Source organism: Micromonospora sp. CPM1 (assembly GCF_023896895.1).
Taxonomy (GTDB): domain Bacteria; phylum Actinomycetota; class Actinomycetes; order Mycobacteriales; family Micromonosporaceae; genus Micromonospora; species Micromonospora tulbaghiae.
This window is the reverse complement of the sequence record NZ_JAMHIU010000028.1, coordinates 31,826-48,330: the sequence shown is the minus strand read 5'-3', so window position 1 is coordinate 48,330 and position 16,505 is coordinate 31,826. Positions and strand designations below refer to the sequence as shown.

The window sequence follows — 16,505 nt, the reverse complement described above, 5'->3', positions numbered from 1 at the left end:
CACTGCGACCAGGCACAACCGTCCCGGGAGGTCCCATGTCCGTCGCCGCCGACCGTCGTTACGGCCCCGCTCCGCTTCCCACGGCGCGCGGGCCGGTCTCCGCCGCGCTGCTGGCCGCGCTGCGCGACGCTCCCCGGGAGCTGCCGGCCGGGCTGGGCGCCGCGTTCGACGCGGTGGCCGCGCCGCTGACCGACGAGGATCTCCAGCTCACCCTGTTCCTCTGCTACGAGCTGCACTACCGGGGCTGGTCCGGCGTCGACGAGGCGTGGGAGTGGGAGCCGTCGCTGCTGGCGCTGCGCGCCCGCGCCGAGCGGCCGTTCGAGGCGGCGCTGCGCGAGCTGGCCGGCCCGCCGCCGGCGGTGCTGCCGGCCGCCGTGCCGGGCGCGCTGGCCGACCTGGTGGCCGCCGACGACGGCCCGCCGCTCGCCGCCGCGCTGCAACGCCGCGCCGACCTCGCCCGGTTCCGCGAGTTCGTCACCCACCGCTCGATCTACCACCTGCGCGAGGCCGACCCGCACAGCTGGGCGCTGCCCCGGCTCGGCGGGCCGGCGAAGGCCGCCCTCGTGGAGATCCAGACCGACGAGTACGGCAACGGCCGGCTGGACCGGATGCACGCCGAGCTGTTCCGCACCACGATGGACCGGCTCGGCCTGGACACCGGCTACGCCGCCCACCTGGACCGGGTGCCGGCGGTGACGCTGGCGACCAACAACCTGATGTCGCTGTTCGGCCTGCACCGGCGGCTGCGCGGGGCGCTGCTCGGGCACCTGGCGGCGTACGAGATGACCTCGTCGCTGCCGAACCGCCGCTACGGCAACGGACTGCGCCGGCTCGGCTTCGACGCGGTCGCCACGCGCTTCTACGACGAGCACGTCGAGGCCGACGCCGTGCACGAGCAGATCGCCGCGTACGACATGTGCGGCGGGCTGGTCCGGGCCGAGCCGGCGCTCGCGTCCGACGTGCTGTTCGGCGCCGCCGCCGCGCTGGCCGTGGACGCCCTGTTCGCCGCGCACCTGCTCGACGCCTGGTCGGCCGGGGAGTCCTCACTGCGCCCGCCCACCCAGGTCCTCGCCGCAGCCTGACCCCCGGCACCGTCCCCGCGATCTTGCGGTTGCGGCCCTCGGGGTGCCCGGTTCGCGAGGTTTGCCGGGTAGCCCAAGTGCAAGATCGCGGGGGAGGGGTCGCGGGGGTCAGGGCTCGCGGTCGCTGCCGGCGCGGAAGCCCGTCGCCTTGTGCGTGCCGTCGCAGAACGGCTTGATCGCGCTCTTGCCGCACCGGCACAGCGCCACGGTGCCCCGGCGCGTCTCGATCGGCGTGCCCTCTGGCGTGACGAGCGCGAAGTCGCCGCGTACCAGCAGGGGTCCGTCCCGGTACGGGGTGATGGTCGCGGCCGGGGTGCTCTCGTCGTCGGGCATGCGCGGTGCAGTGCCCGTCCCGGTCCGGCCCAAACCCGCACCCGCGCGCCGTTGCGCCCGCGACGGCGGGCACGCGGCGCGACGGCGTACCTGGGTGTCGCGGGCGATGCCGTTACCGGGCGGGCCTTGGTCCTGACCCGTGGGGAGATGCCCCGTTTAGACCCCAGAGGGACGGGAAGCCGGGCCGCGTGGTGAGCGAACGAGTCGAACGGACGCCGGTCAGCGGCGCGGGGCTGCCCGTGGATCGGGTGGTGGCGGCCGGCAGCGCCGCCCGGGTCCTGGTCGCCGCGACCGCCCGGGCGCTGCGCGGCGACGACTGCGGCGACCTCGGCCACCCGGGCGCGCTGTCCCGCCTCAGCGGCGCACCCGAGCCGGTACGCCGCGCCGCCGCCGTCCGGGCCGCCGGGCGGTCGGCGCTCACCGCCGGCCAGATCGCCGCCGTGGACGCCGAACGGGTGGCCGGGTGGTTCGCCGGGCAGTACCCGGACCGGCGCTGGCCCGGGGTGGTGCTCGGCTCGCCGCACGGCGCCGCCGCCCACCTCGCGACGGCGCTCGGCGTGCCCTGGCTCCCGGCCGGGTTCGAGGTCGCCGGGCAGTGGGCCCGGGGAGCGGTGGACCGCCCGGACGCCGCGTTCGCGCACGGGGCCACGCTGGCCGCCCGGCTCCTCGACGCCAACCCGCGTGTGCACGTACGCCAGGTGCACTGCCCGGCCAGCCGGGGTGCGGCGGCCGGCGCGGCGGTGACGTTCGCGGTGCGCTGGCGCACGCTGCCGAAGGCGTACGCGCGCTTCCTGGCCGACCGGCTGGAACCGGCCGCGCCGGTGCTGCTGCTGCACGACGCCCGGACCTGGCCGGTACGCGACTGCGGCGACGGGCACAGCTTCCAGGCCGGCTCCCCGGCGGGCGGCCTGGACCCGGTCGACTTCCACCCGGACGCCCGCGCGCTGGGCCAGGTGCTGCGCGCGGCCGGCGGGGAGGAGACGCGCTGGGAGGCGCCGGAGGTCACGGTGGCGGGCGCGTTCGCCGAACACGGCGTGGAGTCCGGTTTCGAGCACGACGCCCGCTGCTGGAGCGACCGGCACGGGCATCCGCTGCACCGGGTGGTCGTGCCGCAGCCGGACGCGCTGAGTGCGGTGACCGCCGACCTGTACCGGCGCTGGCTGCGGCGGGCCGGCAAGACCGGGAACCGGCTGGTGGTGGAGTGCGGCCGGCTGCTCGACCCGGCGCAGGTGCTGCGGGCCGGCCTGGTGCCCTACTGGTGCGAGAACGCCGCCGCGCGCCGGGTCGCCGGCGTCGAGTGGTGGCTGGCCGGCAGCGAGCCGTTCAGTTCGGTGGACGTGCTGCCGGAGCCGCCGGGCCTGCGCTCGCCCGCGTACGCGGGGCTGCCCCAGTGGCTGGCGGTGGCCGGCTTCGGGCGCCGCAGGCGGGCCCTGGACCGGGGTGCCGCGCGCGGCTACCCGGTCGCCTCGGTACCCACCCGACGTGCCACGGAGGTGTTGCGCAACCAGCCCTGCGACCTGCCCGCGCCGCCGCCGCTGCGGATGGCCGAGGCCCTCACCGCGCTACGTGACGCGGGCGCGCACCAGGGCCTGCTGGTCTGCTGACCGACCGCCGGGAACGGCTGGCCGGCCAACCTGGCGAAACTTCCTCGCGATCCTGCGGTCCGTGATTGAGTACCTACGGAGCGGGAAGACCGCTCGCCGCGAAACGGCCCACGACGCCGTGCGGCGGGCAGCCACCGCTTTCGACGTATCCGTCACGTAACCCAACTTCCTCACCCGGTGCGTGGTCCGACCACGCGCACGACCGGTTCCGACCGGGCGGGGGCTCTTCGGCGAGGGGGCGCGGATGTTCGGACAGACCACCACACCCACACCACCGACCACCGACCGGGGTCTGGAGGACCTGGACGCGGCGGCGCTCGCGTACGCGGCCCGCATCGAGGGCCTGCCACCGGAGCGGCGGCAGGAGGCGCGGGACGACCTGGTCCGGTTCGCGCTGCCGTTCGCCGGCCGGCTCGCCCGCCGCTACCGCGGGCGCGGTGAGCCGCTGGAGGACCTGGAGCAGGTGGCCCGTCTCGGCCTGGTCAACGCCGTCGACAGGTACGACCCGGAACGCGGTTCGTTCACCGCGTACGCGGCCATCACCATCGTCGGCGAGATCAAACGGCACTTCCGCGACCGCACCTGGGGCGTGCACGTGCCGCGCCGGCTGCGGGACCTGATCCTCGAGGTGGGACAGGCCACGGCGACGCTGACCAGCGAGCTGTCCCGCGCTCCCACGGTGGCCGAGTTGTCCGCCCGGCTGGAGACGCCGGAGGAGGAGATCCTCGCCGCGCTGGAGTCGGCCGCCGGCTACAGCCCGGCCTCGCTCAACGCGCCGGTGGGCGGGGAGAGTTCGGCCGAGTTCGGCGACCTGGTCGGCGAGTCCGACCACGCGCTGGAGTCCGTCGACGACCGGGTCACGGTCAGCGGCCTGCTGCACCGGCTGCCGTGGCGGGAACGTCGCATCCTGGCGATGCGCTTCTACGGCAACCAGACCCAGGCGGAGATCGCCGCCCGGTTCGGCATCTCGCAGATGCACGTGTCCCGGCTGCTGTCGCGGGCGCTGACCTGGCTGCGTCAGGCGATGCTCGCCGACGCGCCGCCGCCCTGGCAGAACGGCGCGGCCGAGGCCGAGCCGGGCAAGGCGCGGATCTCGGTGAAGCAGAACGGCGACCGGGTGGTCGTCGAGGTCGGCGGCGAGGTGGACCGGGCCGGCGCGGACCAGTTGCGCCGGGCGATGCTCCAGGCGGTCACCGGGCAACCCCGCGAGGTGGTGGTCGACCTGGTCGGCGCCGGTGGCTTCGACGCCGGCGGGATCGCCGCGCTGATGGCCGGCCGGGAGGCCGCCGCGCGTACCGGGGTGCCGCTGCGGCTGACCCGGGTGCAGCCGGCGGTGCGCCGCTCGCTCACCGCGGCCGGACTGCCGGCCGCCGACTGACCTGCGCACGTACCGCGCCGGCTCCCCACCACGGGGAGCCGGCGCGCGGCGTACGACGAGAGGGCCGGCGCCCGGGCGGCGCCGGCCCTCGTCCGGGTCTCAGTTCTCCGGGGTGTCCCCGTGCCCGCGCGGGTGCCGCCACCTTTCGTTCGGCTGCTCGTCGCGTTCGGCGTTGAGCGCGCTGCCCTCCGGCTCGTCGGTCTCCTCGAAGCTGGGACGGCGCACGTCCTCCGGCTCCGGCACCTCCACCGGCCGGGCCCCGGACTGCGGCGCGGGATGGAACTCCACCGCCTCGTGGGCGCCGTACGCGCCGCCGCGCGACGGTGACTCCGGCACGTGCCGCTCGTGGTGCATCTCCTCGCGGAACGACTGCGGCGGCTTCGTGGTGCGCTGCGGCAGGTCCCGGCCCAGGTCGGAGACGAGCGGGCCGTACTTGAGGTCGAACGCCGGCCGCTCGGAGCGGATGCGGGGCATCCGGTCGAAGTTGCGCAGCGGCGGCGGGCAGGTGGTGGCCCACTCCAGCGAGTTGCCGAAGCCCCACGGGTCGTCCACGGTGACCATCGCGCCGTACCGCCACGACTTCCAGATGTTCCAGATCACGAACAGGGTGGACGCGCCCAGGATGAACGAGCCGATGCTGGAGATCGTGTTCAGCGTGGTGAAGCCGTCGCCGGGCAGGTAGTCGGCGTACCGGCGGGGCATGCCCTCGTTGCCCAGCCAGTGCTGCACCAGGAACGTGGCGTGGAAGCCGATGAACATGGTCCAGAAGTGCATCTTGCCGAGCCGCTCGTCGAGCAGCCGCCCGGTCATCTTCGGGAACCAGAAGTAGAGCCCGCCGAACGCGGCGAACACGATGGTCCCGAACATCACGTAGTGGAAGTGCGCCACCACGAAGTAGCTGTCGGTGACGTGCCAGTCCACCGGCGGGCTGGCCAGCAGCACCCCGGTCAGGCCGCCGAGCAGGAACGTCACCAGGAAGCCGACGGCGAACAGCATCGGCGTCTCGAACGTGATCTGTCCCTTCCACATGGTGCCGATCCAGTTGAAGAACTTCACCCCGGTGGGCACCGCGATCAGGTAGCTCAGGATGCTGAAGAACGGCAGCAGCACCTGCCCGGTGGCGAACATGTGGTGCGCCCAGACCGTCATGGACAGCACGGTGATGGCGATGGTGGCCAGCACCAGGCCGGTGTAGCCGAAGATCGGCTTGCGGGCGAACACCGGGATGATCTCGGTGATGATGCCGAAGAACGGCAGCGCGATGATGTAGACCTCGGGGTGACCGAAGAACCAGAACAGGTGCTGCCAGAGCATCGGCCCGCCGGTGGTGGGGTCGTACACGTGCGAGTGCAGGATCCGGTCCGAGGCGAGCGCCATCAGCGCGGCGGCCAGCAGCGGGAACACGAAGATCACCAGGACGCTGGTGAGCAGCGCGTTCCAGGTGAAGATCGGCATCCGGAACATGGTCATGCCGGGCGCGCGCAGCGTCACGATCGTGGTGATCAGGTTGACCGCGCCGAGGATCGTGCCCAGGCCGGACACGGCCAGGCCGACCACCCACAGGTTCCCGCCGACGCCGGGGGAGTGCTGCGCGGTGCTCAACGGCGTGTACGCGGTCCAGCCGAAGTCCGCCGCGCCGGCCGGGGTGGCGAACCCGCCCACGACCATCAGCGCGCCGAGGAAGTAGAGCCAGTACGCGAACGCGTTGAGCCGGGGGAACGCCACGTCGGCGGCGCCGATCTGCAGCGGCACCAGGTAGTTCGCGAACCCGAAGAACATCGGTGTCGCGAACAGCAGCAGCATGATCGTGCCGTGCATGGTGAACATCTGGTTGTACTGCTCGGGGGAGACGATCTGCATCCCCGGCCGGGCCAGCTCCGCCCGGATGACCATCGCCAGGACCCCGCCGACGATGAAGTACGCGAACGACGTGACCAGGTAGAGCAGGCCGATCTGCTTGGCGTCGGTGGTCCGCAGCAACCGCCACAGTGCGTTGCCCTTCACCGCTTCCCGTACGGGCCCGGGGTAGCCCCCGAACCGGGCCGGCGCGAGAATCGCGGGCCCCCGGTCTCGTGCCGGTTCCGTGACTACCCGCTTGGGCATGGCATCTCACCCCGTGTGACGACAGACAGGACGGGCGGGCGTACCCGGCCCTCTGCCCATGTAACCAGGCGAGAGCGGAGAATTCGGTCAGTTCGCCGGGAGCATGGCCCAGACGACCTTGCCGGCGCCGACCGGCGTGCTGCCCCAGCGCTGGGTCAGCTCGCGCACCAGCATCAACCCCCGGCCGCCCTCGGCACGCGGATCGCGGCTGCTCGCGGCGCGGGCGTCGGCCGGGCTGCCGTCCATCACCGCCACCCGCAGGTACGGCCGGCGCAGCGTCAGCGTCACCTGCATCGGGGTGCCGGCGTGCCGCACCACGTTGCCCACCAGCTCACTGAGCACCAGCGAGGCGGGGCCGGCCAGCTCCGGCACGTTCCACCTGCCGCACGCCTCGGTGACCAGCTCCCGGGCGCGGCGGCAGGCACCGGCGACCGGCTCCAGCCGGACCCGCAGCCGGGGCGCGGCCGACTCGCCGGCCAGCGCCGTCGCCTCGGCGCAGTCCCGGCGTACCGGCACCACCCGGCAGGCGGTGGTCTCGTTCAGCCAGGCCGCCGTCTCGGCGCAGGGAGCGGCGAGCACCATCGGCACCGCCGGCCAGTCGGCGGCGCGCCGCGCGGCGGCGGCGAAGACGGACAGCGCCAGCGGCTCGCCGACCTCGATCTCCTCCAGGTCGACCACCAGGGCGTCCGGCTGCGCGGCGAGGCAGCGGTCGAGCACCTCGTGCACCGCGCGCATCGTGCCCAGGTCGAGCGCTCCGGCCAGCCGTACGACAGTGACCGGTGACTCGTCGCGGACCTCGCACCTGATCCGGGTCACCATCGCGGCCTCGTTTCCATCTCGTCGGGGAGGGTCGCCCGGCCGGGACGCTCGCCGCCTCCCGTTGCCGGAGGACTACGGACGTACCCGCGCCCCGGACCGGCGAAACCGGGCATCCGGGCTCCCGAGGCGCAGGTCAGCGGCGGTCCCCGCGCCGCGCCGCGACCAGGCCCAGGGCCAGCATGGCGGCGCCCAGCAGCAGGTGCAGCCACGAGTCCGCGCGGTTGACCGCGAGCACGTTCGCCGCGTCGCGTCCGTCGATCGCCAGGCCGGCGAGCCAGAGCACCAGATAGACCGCGCCGGCGCCGACCAGGAACGCGCGGGCGCCCGCGACGGTGCGGGCCAGCGCCAGCCCGGCCAGGCCGAGCACCAGGTGCACCAGGTTGTGTACCGCCGAGACCTGGAACACACCGAACAGCCGGGCGCCGGAGCCCGGCCCAGCGAAGCGCAGATCCGCGTAGTCGCTGGTGACGCCCGGCACGAAGCCCAGCGCGCCGAGCAGCAGCAGGAGCACGGCGAACCCGGAGGCGACCCGGCGTACCGGCGCCCGCCCGTCGGCCGGGTTGCGCCGCGCCCGGGAGTGCGCCATCGAGTTCGTCACGCCGGCCTCCTCGCCACCGCGGGAAGCGCCGGTTTCCCGCGCCCGGCGGGGGCAAACGCCGGCCCGGCCGCGCGGGGCGGCCGGGCCGGCGACGCTCAGGCGGGCTGCAACGGCTTCGCCGCGCCCGTCCGGACCCGGTCGTACAGCTCCACGTACCGCTGCGCCATCCGGGCCGGGGTGAACCGCCGGGCCGCCTCGCGCCGGCACTCGGCCGGCTCCAGCCCGCCGGCGGCGAGGACCAGATCACCCAGCTCCTGCTCGTCGCCGGTGAGCAGGCCGGTGCGGCCGTGCTCGATCAGCTCCGGCAGGCAGCCCCGGGCGGTGGCCACCACCGGCGTCCCGAGCGACAGCGACTCGACCACCGCGGTGCCGCCCGGCTCCTCCCAGCGCAGCGGGAACAGCGACGCCCGCGCCGAGGCGACCAGGTCGTCGCGCTCCCGCCCGGCCACCGTGCCGACCCAGCGCACCCGGTCGCCGTCGACGTACGGCGCCACCTTCTCGTAGAAGAAGCGGACGTCCGGGTTCTGCCGGGCCTCGTCGCCGGCCGCGGCCAGATCCGCCGGCCGGTGGTACGGGCCGACCGGCCCGGCCAGCACCAGCCGGAACCCGTTCTCCTGCGCCAGCCGGGCGCCCAGGTCCTGCCCCTTGCCCGGGTTGATCCGGCCGAGGATCACCACGTGGTCGCCCTTCGCCACCGGCGCGTGCCGGTCCGCGTCGACCGCGAGCGGGGTGGACAGGTGCACGTGCCCCACCGAGTGCGCGCGAAGCGCCTCCGGCGCGCGTGCCAGCTGCGACGCGGACACGCCGTTGACCCGTACCCGGTCGCCGCCGTCGAGGTTGCCGTACAGCTCCGGGTGCTTGGCCAGGTCCCAGTGCAGCGTGTGCAGCACCGGCGGGGCGTCCGGGCCCATCGCGGCGAGCGTGGCCAGCCCGACCGCCTCCACGTGGTCGTGCACCAGGTCGATGTCGTCGCGGGCGTGCAGCGCCCGCACCACCCCGGACAGGTGCGCCTGGGATACGCCGCAGACCTGGTTGTACGGCCGCTGCAACGCGTGGAACTGGCCGTCCGGGAAGACCGCGATCTTCTCGTCGACCGGCAGCGTGCTGCTCTCCACCGAGGCGAGCACCACCCGTACGCCCAGCCGGCGCAGCTCCGGCACCAGCGTGGCGATCACGTTCTCGATCCCGCCGTAGCCCGGCGGCGGGACGGACAGCCACGGCCCGGCGTTCATCAGCACGGTGAGCGTCATGCGCTGTCCTCTCTCAGATTTTCCCCGCTCACGCGGCCGCCACCCGGCGGCGGGGAAGGCGGTGCCGCATCTGCGCCAGCGGCGGGCGTTCCTGCACCGACACGTCGTTGACCACGATCTCGCGGTCCAGGTTGGGCAGCGTCTCCGAGCCGCCCCGGCGGAACTGGGTCAGCAGCGCGGTCGGCGCCACCCCCGGCGCCGCCCACCCGCGTCGTTGCAGCCGCGACCAGGCGGTCAGCATGATCTGCGCGGACATCCGGCCCAGCGCGGCGGTGTCCTGGTGCCGGTGCTTTCGCTCACCCAGGTCGACCTGGGCCAGCGCGTCCAGCCCGACCAGTTCCAGCAGGTCGATCAGCATGGCCGTCTCGACGCCGTACCCGGTGACGAACGGCACCCGCTCCAGCACCTCACGGCGGCCGGCGTACTCGCCCGCGAGCGGCTGCACGAAACCGGCCAGCTCCGGCCAGAACAGGTTGAGCAGCGGCCGGGCCATCAGCTCCGTCACCCGCCCGCCACCGTCGGGCTCCACACTCGTCGCACCGACCAGCGGCCGGTGGTAGAAGCCCTTGACGAACTCCACGCTCGGATCCGTCAGCAACGGCCCGAGCAGCCCGGTCACGAAGTGCGGCCGGAACTCGCGCAGGTCGGCGTCGACGAACGCGACCACGTCCCCCTCGGCCGCGGCCAGCCCGGCCCAGAGCGCATCGCCCTTGCCGGTCAGCCGGGGCAGCCCGCGCGTCATCGCGTCCTGGCTGACCACCTCGGCGCCGGCCGCGCGCGCCACCTGGGCGGTCCGGTCGGTGGACCGGGAGTCGACCACGATCAGCTCGTCGACGAGCGGTACCCGGTCCATCAGGTGTTCCCGGACGGTCGACACGATCGCGCCGACAGTCGCCTCCTCGTTGCGGGCCGGCAGCACCACGCTGACCCGGCTCGCGCCCTTGGCCCGTACCAGCCGTCGCGCCGGCCAGTCGTCGGCGGTGCTGGTGCGGTACGTGGCCCACGCCTCCACCACTGGTGAGACGGTCGAATCTGATTCCCGCACGGGCACCCCCCATTGATGGTGGAATCGCGGACCATGGTTTTCCCAATCCCGCATCCGCGCTAACCGGATCTTGCCCATCATCCTGATCACCTGGCGCGTACCGGGAGGTTCCGGGCGGGTGAACGTTGCGTTGCACACGTCGGCGGAGTTTGGCGCGACGCCGCCGGGGGGAGTGGTGTCCGCAGTCTTTCCAGTCGTGCGAGAGGTTGTGGTCCATGCGTACCTGCCGGGTGGGACTTGTCGGGGCCGGTGGGGTGGCGCAACGCCACGCCCGGGTGCTCACCGGCTTCGCGGACGTGGAACTGCTCGGCGTGACCGACGTCGCGCCGGAGGCGGCGGGTGCGCTCGCCGGCACGTACGGCGGCCGGGTGTTCCGCGACGTGGACGAGCTGCTCGCGGCCGGCCCGGACGCGGTGTACGTCTGCGTGCCGCCGTTCGCGCACGGCCCGGTCGAGGAGGCGGTGGTCGCCGCCGGGGTGCCGATGTTCGTGGAGAAGCCGGTCGCGCTGGACTTGGAGACCGCCGAGCGGGTCGCCGCGCTGGTGCAGCGGCGAGGGCTGCTCACCGGCGTCGGGCACCACTGGCGCTACCTGCACGTGGTGGAGGAGGCCCGCCGGCTGCTCGCCGACCGCCCGGTGCGGATGGCCAACGGGGCCTGGCTGGACAAGGTGCCGCCGGTGGCCTGGTGGGCGCGGCGGGACCGCTCCGGCGGCCCGGTGGTCGAGCAGGCCGCGCACGTGCTGGACCTGGTCCGGCTGCTGGCCGGTGAGGCGGTCGAGGTGACCGCGTACGGCGACGGCAGTCCGCCGCCCGTCGACGGCGCCGACATCGACTCGGTGACCGCCGCCACACTGCGCTTCGGCTCCGGCGCGGTCGGCACGCTCGCCGCGTCCTGCGTGCTCGGCTGGAAGCACCGGGCCGGCGTGGAGATCCTCGCCGACGGGCTGGCGTTGTGGCTGGCCGAGGACGGCCTGACGATCCGCGACGGCGACGGCGAGCGGCACCTGCCCGCCGACCCGGACGCCGCGCGGGTCGCCGTCGACCGGGCCTTCGTCGACGCCGTGTGCGGCCTCGGCGACGACGTCCGGGTGCCGTACACCGAGGCGCTGCGCACCCACCGGCTGGCGCTCGCGGTGGCCGAGTCGGCGCGTACCGGACGGCCGGTGGCGCTGCCGACCGGGCCGGCGTCCCGGCTCACCGCGCCGGTCGCGGACGCGGGGGTGAGCGTCGATGCGTGACCGGGTGGTGGTGGTCGGCGGCCCCGGCCGGGTCGAGCTGGCCGAACTGGACGCGCCGGAGCTGCGCGAGGGCACGTTCCGGGTGGAGACGCTCTACAGCGGCGTGTCCGCCGGCACCGAACTGAGCTTCGTCAAGGGCACCAACCCCTACCTGCACGTCACCTGGGACGCCGCGCTGGGGCTGTTCCGGCCGGGGGAGGCGAGCACGCCGTACCCGGTGACCCGGCTCGGCTACATGCAGGTCGGGCGCGTGGTGGCCAGCCGCACCCCGGCCGTCGCCGTGGGCGAGGTCGGAGCCATGACGTACGGCCACCGCAGCGGCTGGGTCGCCGACCCGCTCACCGAGCGGTTCGTGCCGCTGCCCGACGACCTGGACCCGCTGCTCGGCGTGTACGTCGCGCACATGGGCCCGATCTGCGCCAACGGGCTGCTGCACGCCGCCGCCGACCTGTGCGGCGCCGACGTGCGCGCGCTCGGCGACGGCGTACGTGGCCGCCGGGTGGCGGTGGTCGGCAGCGGCGTGGTGGCGTTGCTGACCGCCCTGTTCGCCCGCCGCCACGGCGCCGCCTCGGTGGTCGTGGTCGACCCGACGCCGGCCCGGCGGCAGGTCGCCGAGGCGCTCGGCCTGGACACGCTCGACCCGGACGCGGACGACCCGGCCGTGGTGCTCAAGACGCGGTGGAACCACGCGGCCGGGGACCGGGGCGCCGACGTGGTCTTCCAGTGCCGTGGCCAGGACTGGGCGTTGCAGCTCGCGCTGCGCCTGCTGCGCCCGCAGGGCACGGTGATCGACCTGGCGTTCTACCAGGCCGGCGCGGACGCGGTCCGGCTCGGCGAGGAGTTCCACCACAACGGGCTGTCGCTGCGCTGCGCGCAGATCGGCCGGGTGCCGCGCGGGCTGGCCCCCACCTGGGACCGGGAGCGGCTGTCCGCGGAGACGGTGGAGCTGCTGCGCCAGTACGGGGACGTGATCCGCAAGCACCTGATCTCGGCCGTGGTCCCCCTGGACGAGGCCCCCACCCTGCTGACCGACCTGGCCGAACGCCGCCGCACCGAACTCCAGGTCGTCCTCACCCCCTGACCGCCCGCCCCCCGCCCCGTCGATCATGAGGTTGGCGGCGACAAAACGGACACGAACTGCCGTCAACCTCATGATCGACGGGAGTGGGCCGGAAGGGGTGGGCCCGGCGCGCGGCGGGCGGGGGTCACAATCGGCTCCGGTTCGCGTACCGTTGCCGCTCATGGGTGTGTCGCAACGGTTGAAGACCAGGTTCCGCCGGTTCCTCCAGCGCCCGGGGACGACAGTCGACCTGGCGCCGCTGGAGAAGCTGCTGCCGGCGATCGAGGCGCGCGAGGCGGACCTGGAACAGCTCTCCGACGCGGAGCTGACCGAGGCCGCCGGCCGGGCCACGGGGTACGAGGAGATCTGCGCGATCGGCCGCGAGGCGGCCCGGCGCGGGCTCGACCAGCGCCCCTACGACGTGCAGCTGCTCGGCGCGATGGCGCTGCTGTCCGGCAAGGTCGCGGAGATGGCCACCGGTGAGGGCAAGACGCTCACCGCCACGGTCGCCGCGTACGGGCACGTGCGGCTGGGCAACGGCCCGGTGCACGTGCTCACCGTCAACGACTACCTGGCCCGCCGCGACGCCGAGTGGATGACGCCCGTCTACGACCTGCTCGGGCTGACTGTGGGCTGGGTCAACGAGGCGTCCACGCCCGAGGAGCGGCGCGCCGCGTACGCCTGCGACGTCACCTACGTCTCGGTCAGCGAGGCCGGCTTCGACTTCCTGCGCGACCAGCTCGTCACCGACCTGGCCGACCGGGTGCAGCCGCCGCTGAAGACCGCGATCGTGGACGAGGCCGACTCGATCCTGATCGACGAGGCCCGGGTGCCGATGGTGCTGGCCGGCGCGGTCGGCGGCGAGCAGGACCCGGTGCACGCGGCCGCCGCGCTGGTGCGCGGGCTGCGCAAGGGCAAGCACTACACCGTCGCCGAGGACGGCCGCAGCGTCGCCTTCACCTCGGTCGGCCTGGCCACCGTCGAGGCCAAGCTGGGCGGCATCGACCTGTACGACGAGGAGCACGTCGGGCAGCTCTCCGCGGTGAACGTGGCGCTGCACGCGCACGCCCTGCTGCACCGGGACGTGGACTACATCGTCCGGGACGACTCGGTCGAGCTGATCGACGAGATGCGCGGCCGGGTCGCCCAGCGCCGCCGCTGGCCGGACGGGCTCCAGGCCGCCGTGGAGGCGAAGGAGGGTCTGGACGCCACCGCCGAGGGCGAGGTGCTGGGCACGATCACCGTGCAGGCGTACATCGCGCTCTACCCGACGGTCTGCGGCATGACCGCGACCGCGGTGCTCGTCGGCGACCAGCTCCGCGAGTTCTTCGGCCTCGAGGTCGCGGTGATCCCGCCGAACACCCCCTGCGTCCGCGAGGACGAGCCGGACCGGATCTACGCCACCCGGGCCGAGAAGGAGGAGGCGCTGGTCGACGAGATCACGCGCTGCCACGAGGCGGGGCGGCCGGTGCTGGTCGGCACGCTCGACGTCAAGGAGTCCGAGGGGCTGGCCGCCGCGCTCAACGCCGCCGGCGTGTCCTGCGTGGTGCTCAACGCCAAGAACGACGACGAGGAGGCCGGCATCATCGCGGAGGCCGGCGCGTACGGCGCGGTGACGGTCTCCACCCAGATGGCCGGCCGGGGCGTGGACATCCGGCTGGGCGGCAGCGACCAGGCCGACCGGGACCGGGTGGCGGAGCTGGGCGGCCTGTACGTGATCGGCAGCGGCCGGCACGACAGCCGCCGGGTCGACGACCAGCTCCGTGGCCGGGCCGGCCGGCAGGGCGACCCGGGCGGGTCGGTGTTCTTCGTCAGCCTGGAGGACGACCTGGTGGTCCGGCACGCCGGCGACACCGTGCCGGCCTCGCCCCGGATGAACGCCGACGGCCTGGTCACCGACCCGCAGGTCGACTACGCGGTCGAGCACGCCCAGCGGGTCGCCGAGGGCGTCAACCACGAGATCCACCGCAACACCTGGCGCTACAGCCAGGTGATCGAGCAGCAGCGCAAGGCGCTCGCCGAGCGCCGGGAGCGGCTGCTGACCAGCGACATCGCCGCGCTGATGCTGCTGGAGCGGGTGCCGGAGAAGGCCGGCGAGATGGACGAGGACCTGCTCGCCGACGTGGCCCGCAAGATCGCCCTCTACCACCTGGACCGGCTCTGGGCCGACCACCTGGCCGAGCTGTCCGAGGTGCGCGAGGGCGTGCACCTGCGGGCGCTGGGCCGGCTCGACCCGCTCGACGAGTTCCACCGCAGCGCGGTGCCGGCGTTCAACGCGCTGGTGCCCGAGATCGAGACGCGGACCGTGGCCACGTTCGAGGAGACCGAGTTCGACGAGGGCTGGGAGCCGGACTCGTCGAAGCTGGTGCGGCCGAGCGCCACCTGGACCTACCTCGTGCACGACAACCCGTTCGGCTCGGAGCTGGACCGGCTGATCGCCTCGGTGGGCCGGCGGCTCATCTCCGGGTCGCGCTGACCCGGACCGAAGGCCCCTTCCGGTGCAACCGGGAGGGGCCTTTTTGCGCGGTTTCGCCCGCGGTCTGCGAGGGTAGTAGGCCGGGGCCCACAGGAGGGACGGACATGGGACAGGCAACGGTGCCGGACGGGGAGACCGCGTGGACGTGCGCGGGGACGGTGGAGGCCCCGGCCCGGTGAACCTCGACACGCGCCAACCCATGATCGACAACCTCGGTGTGCTGGAGACGGCCGCGCTGCTGCGCGAGCTGACCGCCGGCCTGATCGGCGTGGCCGGGTTCGAGGAGGCGCTCGACCGGCTGGTCCGGATCGCCCGCGACGCCGTACCGGGCGTGGACTGCTGCGGCTTCACCGTGCTGCGCGCCGGTGAGCCCGCCGGGGTGGCCGCCTCCGACCCGGACCGGGCCGAACTGGACGACCTGCGGCACGGCCCGGACACGCCGGCGATGACGGCGATCCGCCGCCGGGAGATGATCATCGCGGGCGGGCTCGCCGACGAGACGCGCTGGCCGGCCTGGAGCGAGCGGGCCCGCGCGCTGGGCGTGCACGGGGTGATCTCCGCCCCGGTCGACGTGGACGAGCAGGTCATCGGCGCGATCAACCTGTACGCCGGGTCGCCCGAGGCGCTCACCCCCCGGCACCAGCTCACCGCGATGCTGCTCGCCGAGCACGCCGGGCTCCTGCTGGCCGCGGCGCGCGACCGCGAGCGGGCCGCCAGCCGGGCCGGTGAGATCGACGACTCGCTGCTGGCCGAGGGAGTGGTCGGGCAGGCCGTCGGCGTGATCATGACGCAGCGCGGCTGTCCCGCCCCGGAGGCGCTGCGGGTGCTGCGCAGCGCCGCCTCCGCACTGGACATCCCGCTGCGCGAGGTGGCCGAGCGGCTCGTGCTGACCGTCTCCCGTCCCCGGGACAACTGAGCGACAGTCGTTTCGCCTCGCGGCGCCTCGGGTAGCACTCTGGACTGGTGAGCTGCGCCGACCTGGGGAGGAAGCGATGCAGAGCCGACTGCGGGTGCAGGGGCATCCCATTCAACCGATGCTTGTCACGTTCCCGTTCGGCCTGTTCGTGTGCGCCGCGATCTTCGACCTGGCCGACGTGGCCGGCGGTCCGGCGTTCCTCGGTGAGGTGGGCTACTGGACCGCCGTGGCCGCGCTCGTCGCCGCCGCGCTCACCACCGTCGCCGGTCTGGTCGACCTGTGGGACGTCCGTGCCGGGCGCACCAGCCGGACCGTGCTGACGTTCAACCTCGTCAACGCCGTGATGGCGGCGCTGTTCCTGCTGTCCTGCCTGATCCGGGCCAGCGCCCCGCAGCGGGGCGCGACGGGTGTCCTGCTCGCCGCCGAACTCGTCGCGCTCGCGGTCGGCGCGGTCGGCGTGGCGCTGGGCGCGCGGCTGATGCAGCAGTTCGACCGGGTCCGGGCCACCGAGCCGACCGGCTTCGAGACGTTCGGTGACGTGCCCGCCGGGGCCACCGTCGAGATCGCCCGCCCGCGCCGGTTCTGACCCCGCCGAAATCCGTT

General features: G+C 74.3%; 14 protein-coding genes. 8 read left to right on the top strand and 6 right to left on the bottom strand.

What is annotated here, in order from left to right; genetic code table 11:
• The first annotated feature begins 35 nt into the window (after positions 1-35).
• The gene (locus M8C11_RS26410) at positions 36-1,082 is read left to right on the top strand and encodes an iron-containing redox enzyme family protein (protein WP_252454008.1); all 1,047 of its coding nucleotides are present in this window, start codon (positions 36-38) and stop codon (positions 1,080-1,082) included.
• Between the two features lie 108 nt (positions 1,083-1,190).
• On the opposite strand, the gene M8C11_RS26405 is transcribed toward M8C11_RS26410, so the two are convergent.
• Positions 1,191-1,415 carry a CDGSH iron-sulfur domain-containing protein gene (locus M8C11_RS26405; protein WP_120570138.1) on the bottom strand — a complete coding sequence of 75 codons (225 nt, stop codon included), beginning with the start codon at positions 1,413-1,415 and terminating at the stop codon, positions 1,191-1,193.
• 188 nt (positions 1,416-1,603) lie between these two features.
• Here M8C11_RS26405 and M8C11_RS26400 point away from each other — a divergent pair, with 188 nt between their 5' ends.
• Positions 1,604-3,019, top strand: coding sequence for a hypothetical protein (locus tag M8C11_RS26400; RefSeq protein ID WP_252454006.1), 1,416 nt, complete (start codon positions 1,604-1,606; stop codon positions 3,017-3,019).
• Between the two features lie 244 nt (positions 3,020-3,263).
• Complete coding sequence (locus M8C11_RS26395; protein WP_013477003.1) at positions 3,264-4,397, top strand: SigB/SigF/SigG family RNA polymerase sigma factor; 1,134 nt, start codon at positions 3,264-3,266, stop codon at positions 4,395-4,397.
• Positions 4,398-4,496: 99 nt separating this feature from the next.
• Here M8C11_RS26395 and ctaD read toward each other — a convergent pair whose 3' ends face one another.
• From ctaD to M8C11_RS26370, 5 genes are all read right to left on the bottom strand, one after another.
• A complete protein-coding gene (gene ctaD / locus M8C11_RS26390) occupies positions 4,497-6,500 on the bottom strand; it encodes a cytochrome c oxidase subunit I (protein WP_252454004.1) in 2,004 nt (667 codons plus the stop codon).
• An 87-nt stretch (positions 6,501-6,587) separates the two neighbouring features.
• Positions 6,588-7,319 carry an ATP-binding protein gene (locus tag M8C11_RS26385; RefSeq protein ID WP_252454002.1) on the bottom strand — a complete coding sequence of 244 codons (732 nt, stop codon included), beginning with the start codon at positions 7,317-7,319 and terminating at the stop codon, positions 6,588-6,590.
• A gap of 133 nt (positions 7,320-7,452) precedes the next feature.
• Complete coding sequence (locus tag M8C11_RS26380) at positions 7,453-7,905, bottom strand: DUF4383 domain-containing protein (protein WP_252454041.1); 453 nt, start codon at positions 7,903-7,905, stop codon at positions 7,453-7,455.
• A gap of 107 nt (positions 7,906-8,012) precedes the next feature.
• Positions 8,013-9,167 carry a glycosyltransferase gene (locus tag M8C11_RS26375; protein WP_252454001.1) on the bottom strand — a complete coding sequence of 385 codons (1,155 nt, stop codon included), beginning with the start codon at positions 9,165-9,167 and terminating at the stop codon, positions 8,013-8,015.
• Between the two features lie 28 nt (positions 9,168-9,195).
• Positions 9,196-10,212: a glucosyl-3-phosphoglycerate synthase gene (locus M8C11_RS26370; protein WP_123110450.1), complete on the bottom strand. Its 1,017-nt coding sequence runs from the start codon at positions 10,210-10,212 to the stop codon at positions 9,196-9,198.
• A gap of 215 nt (positions 10,213-10,427) precedes the next feature.
• Here M8C11_RS26370 and M8C11_RS26365 point away from each other — a divergent pair, with 215 nt between their 5' ends.
• The 5 genes from M8C11_RS26365 (at position 10,428) to M8C11_RS26345 (ending at position 16,488) form a co-directional block, all read left to right on the top strand.
• A complete protein-coding gene (locus M8C11_RS26365; RefSeq protein WP_252454000.1) occupies positions 10,428-11,450 on the top strand; it encodes a Gfo/Idh/MocA family protein in 1,023 nt (340 codons plus the stop codon).
• A complete protein-coding gene (locus M8C11_RS26360; RefSeq protein WP_252453999.1) occupies positions 11,443-12,531 on the top strand; it encodes a zinc-binding alcohol dehydrogenase in 1,089 nt (362 codons plus the stop codon). Before M8C11_RS26365 ends, M8C11_RS26360 begins: the two co-directional genes overlap by 8 nt.
• Positions 12,532-12,691: 160 nt before the next feature.
• Positions 12,692-14,986, top strand: coding sequence for an accessory Sec system translocase SecA2 (secA2, locus tag M8C11_RS26355; protein ID WP_120570130.1), 2,295 nt, complete (start codon positions 12,692-12,694; stop codon positions 14,984-14,986).
• Between the two features lie 199 nt (positions 14,987-15,185).
• Positions 15,186-15,902, top strand: a complete 717-nt coding sequence (locus M8C11_RS26350; protein WP_252453998.1) for a GAF and ANTAR domain-containing protein — start codon at positions 15,186-15,188, stop codon at positions 15,900-15,902.
• A 118-nt stretch (positions 15,903-16,020) separates the two neighbouring features.
• A complete protein-coding gene (locus tag M8C11_RS26345) occupies positions 16,021-16,488 on the top strand; it encodes a DUF2231 domain-containing protein (RefSeq protein ID WP_252453997.1) in 468 nt (155 codons plus the stop codon).
• Positions 16,489-16,505: the final 17 nt, after the last annotated feature.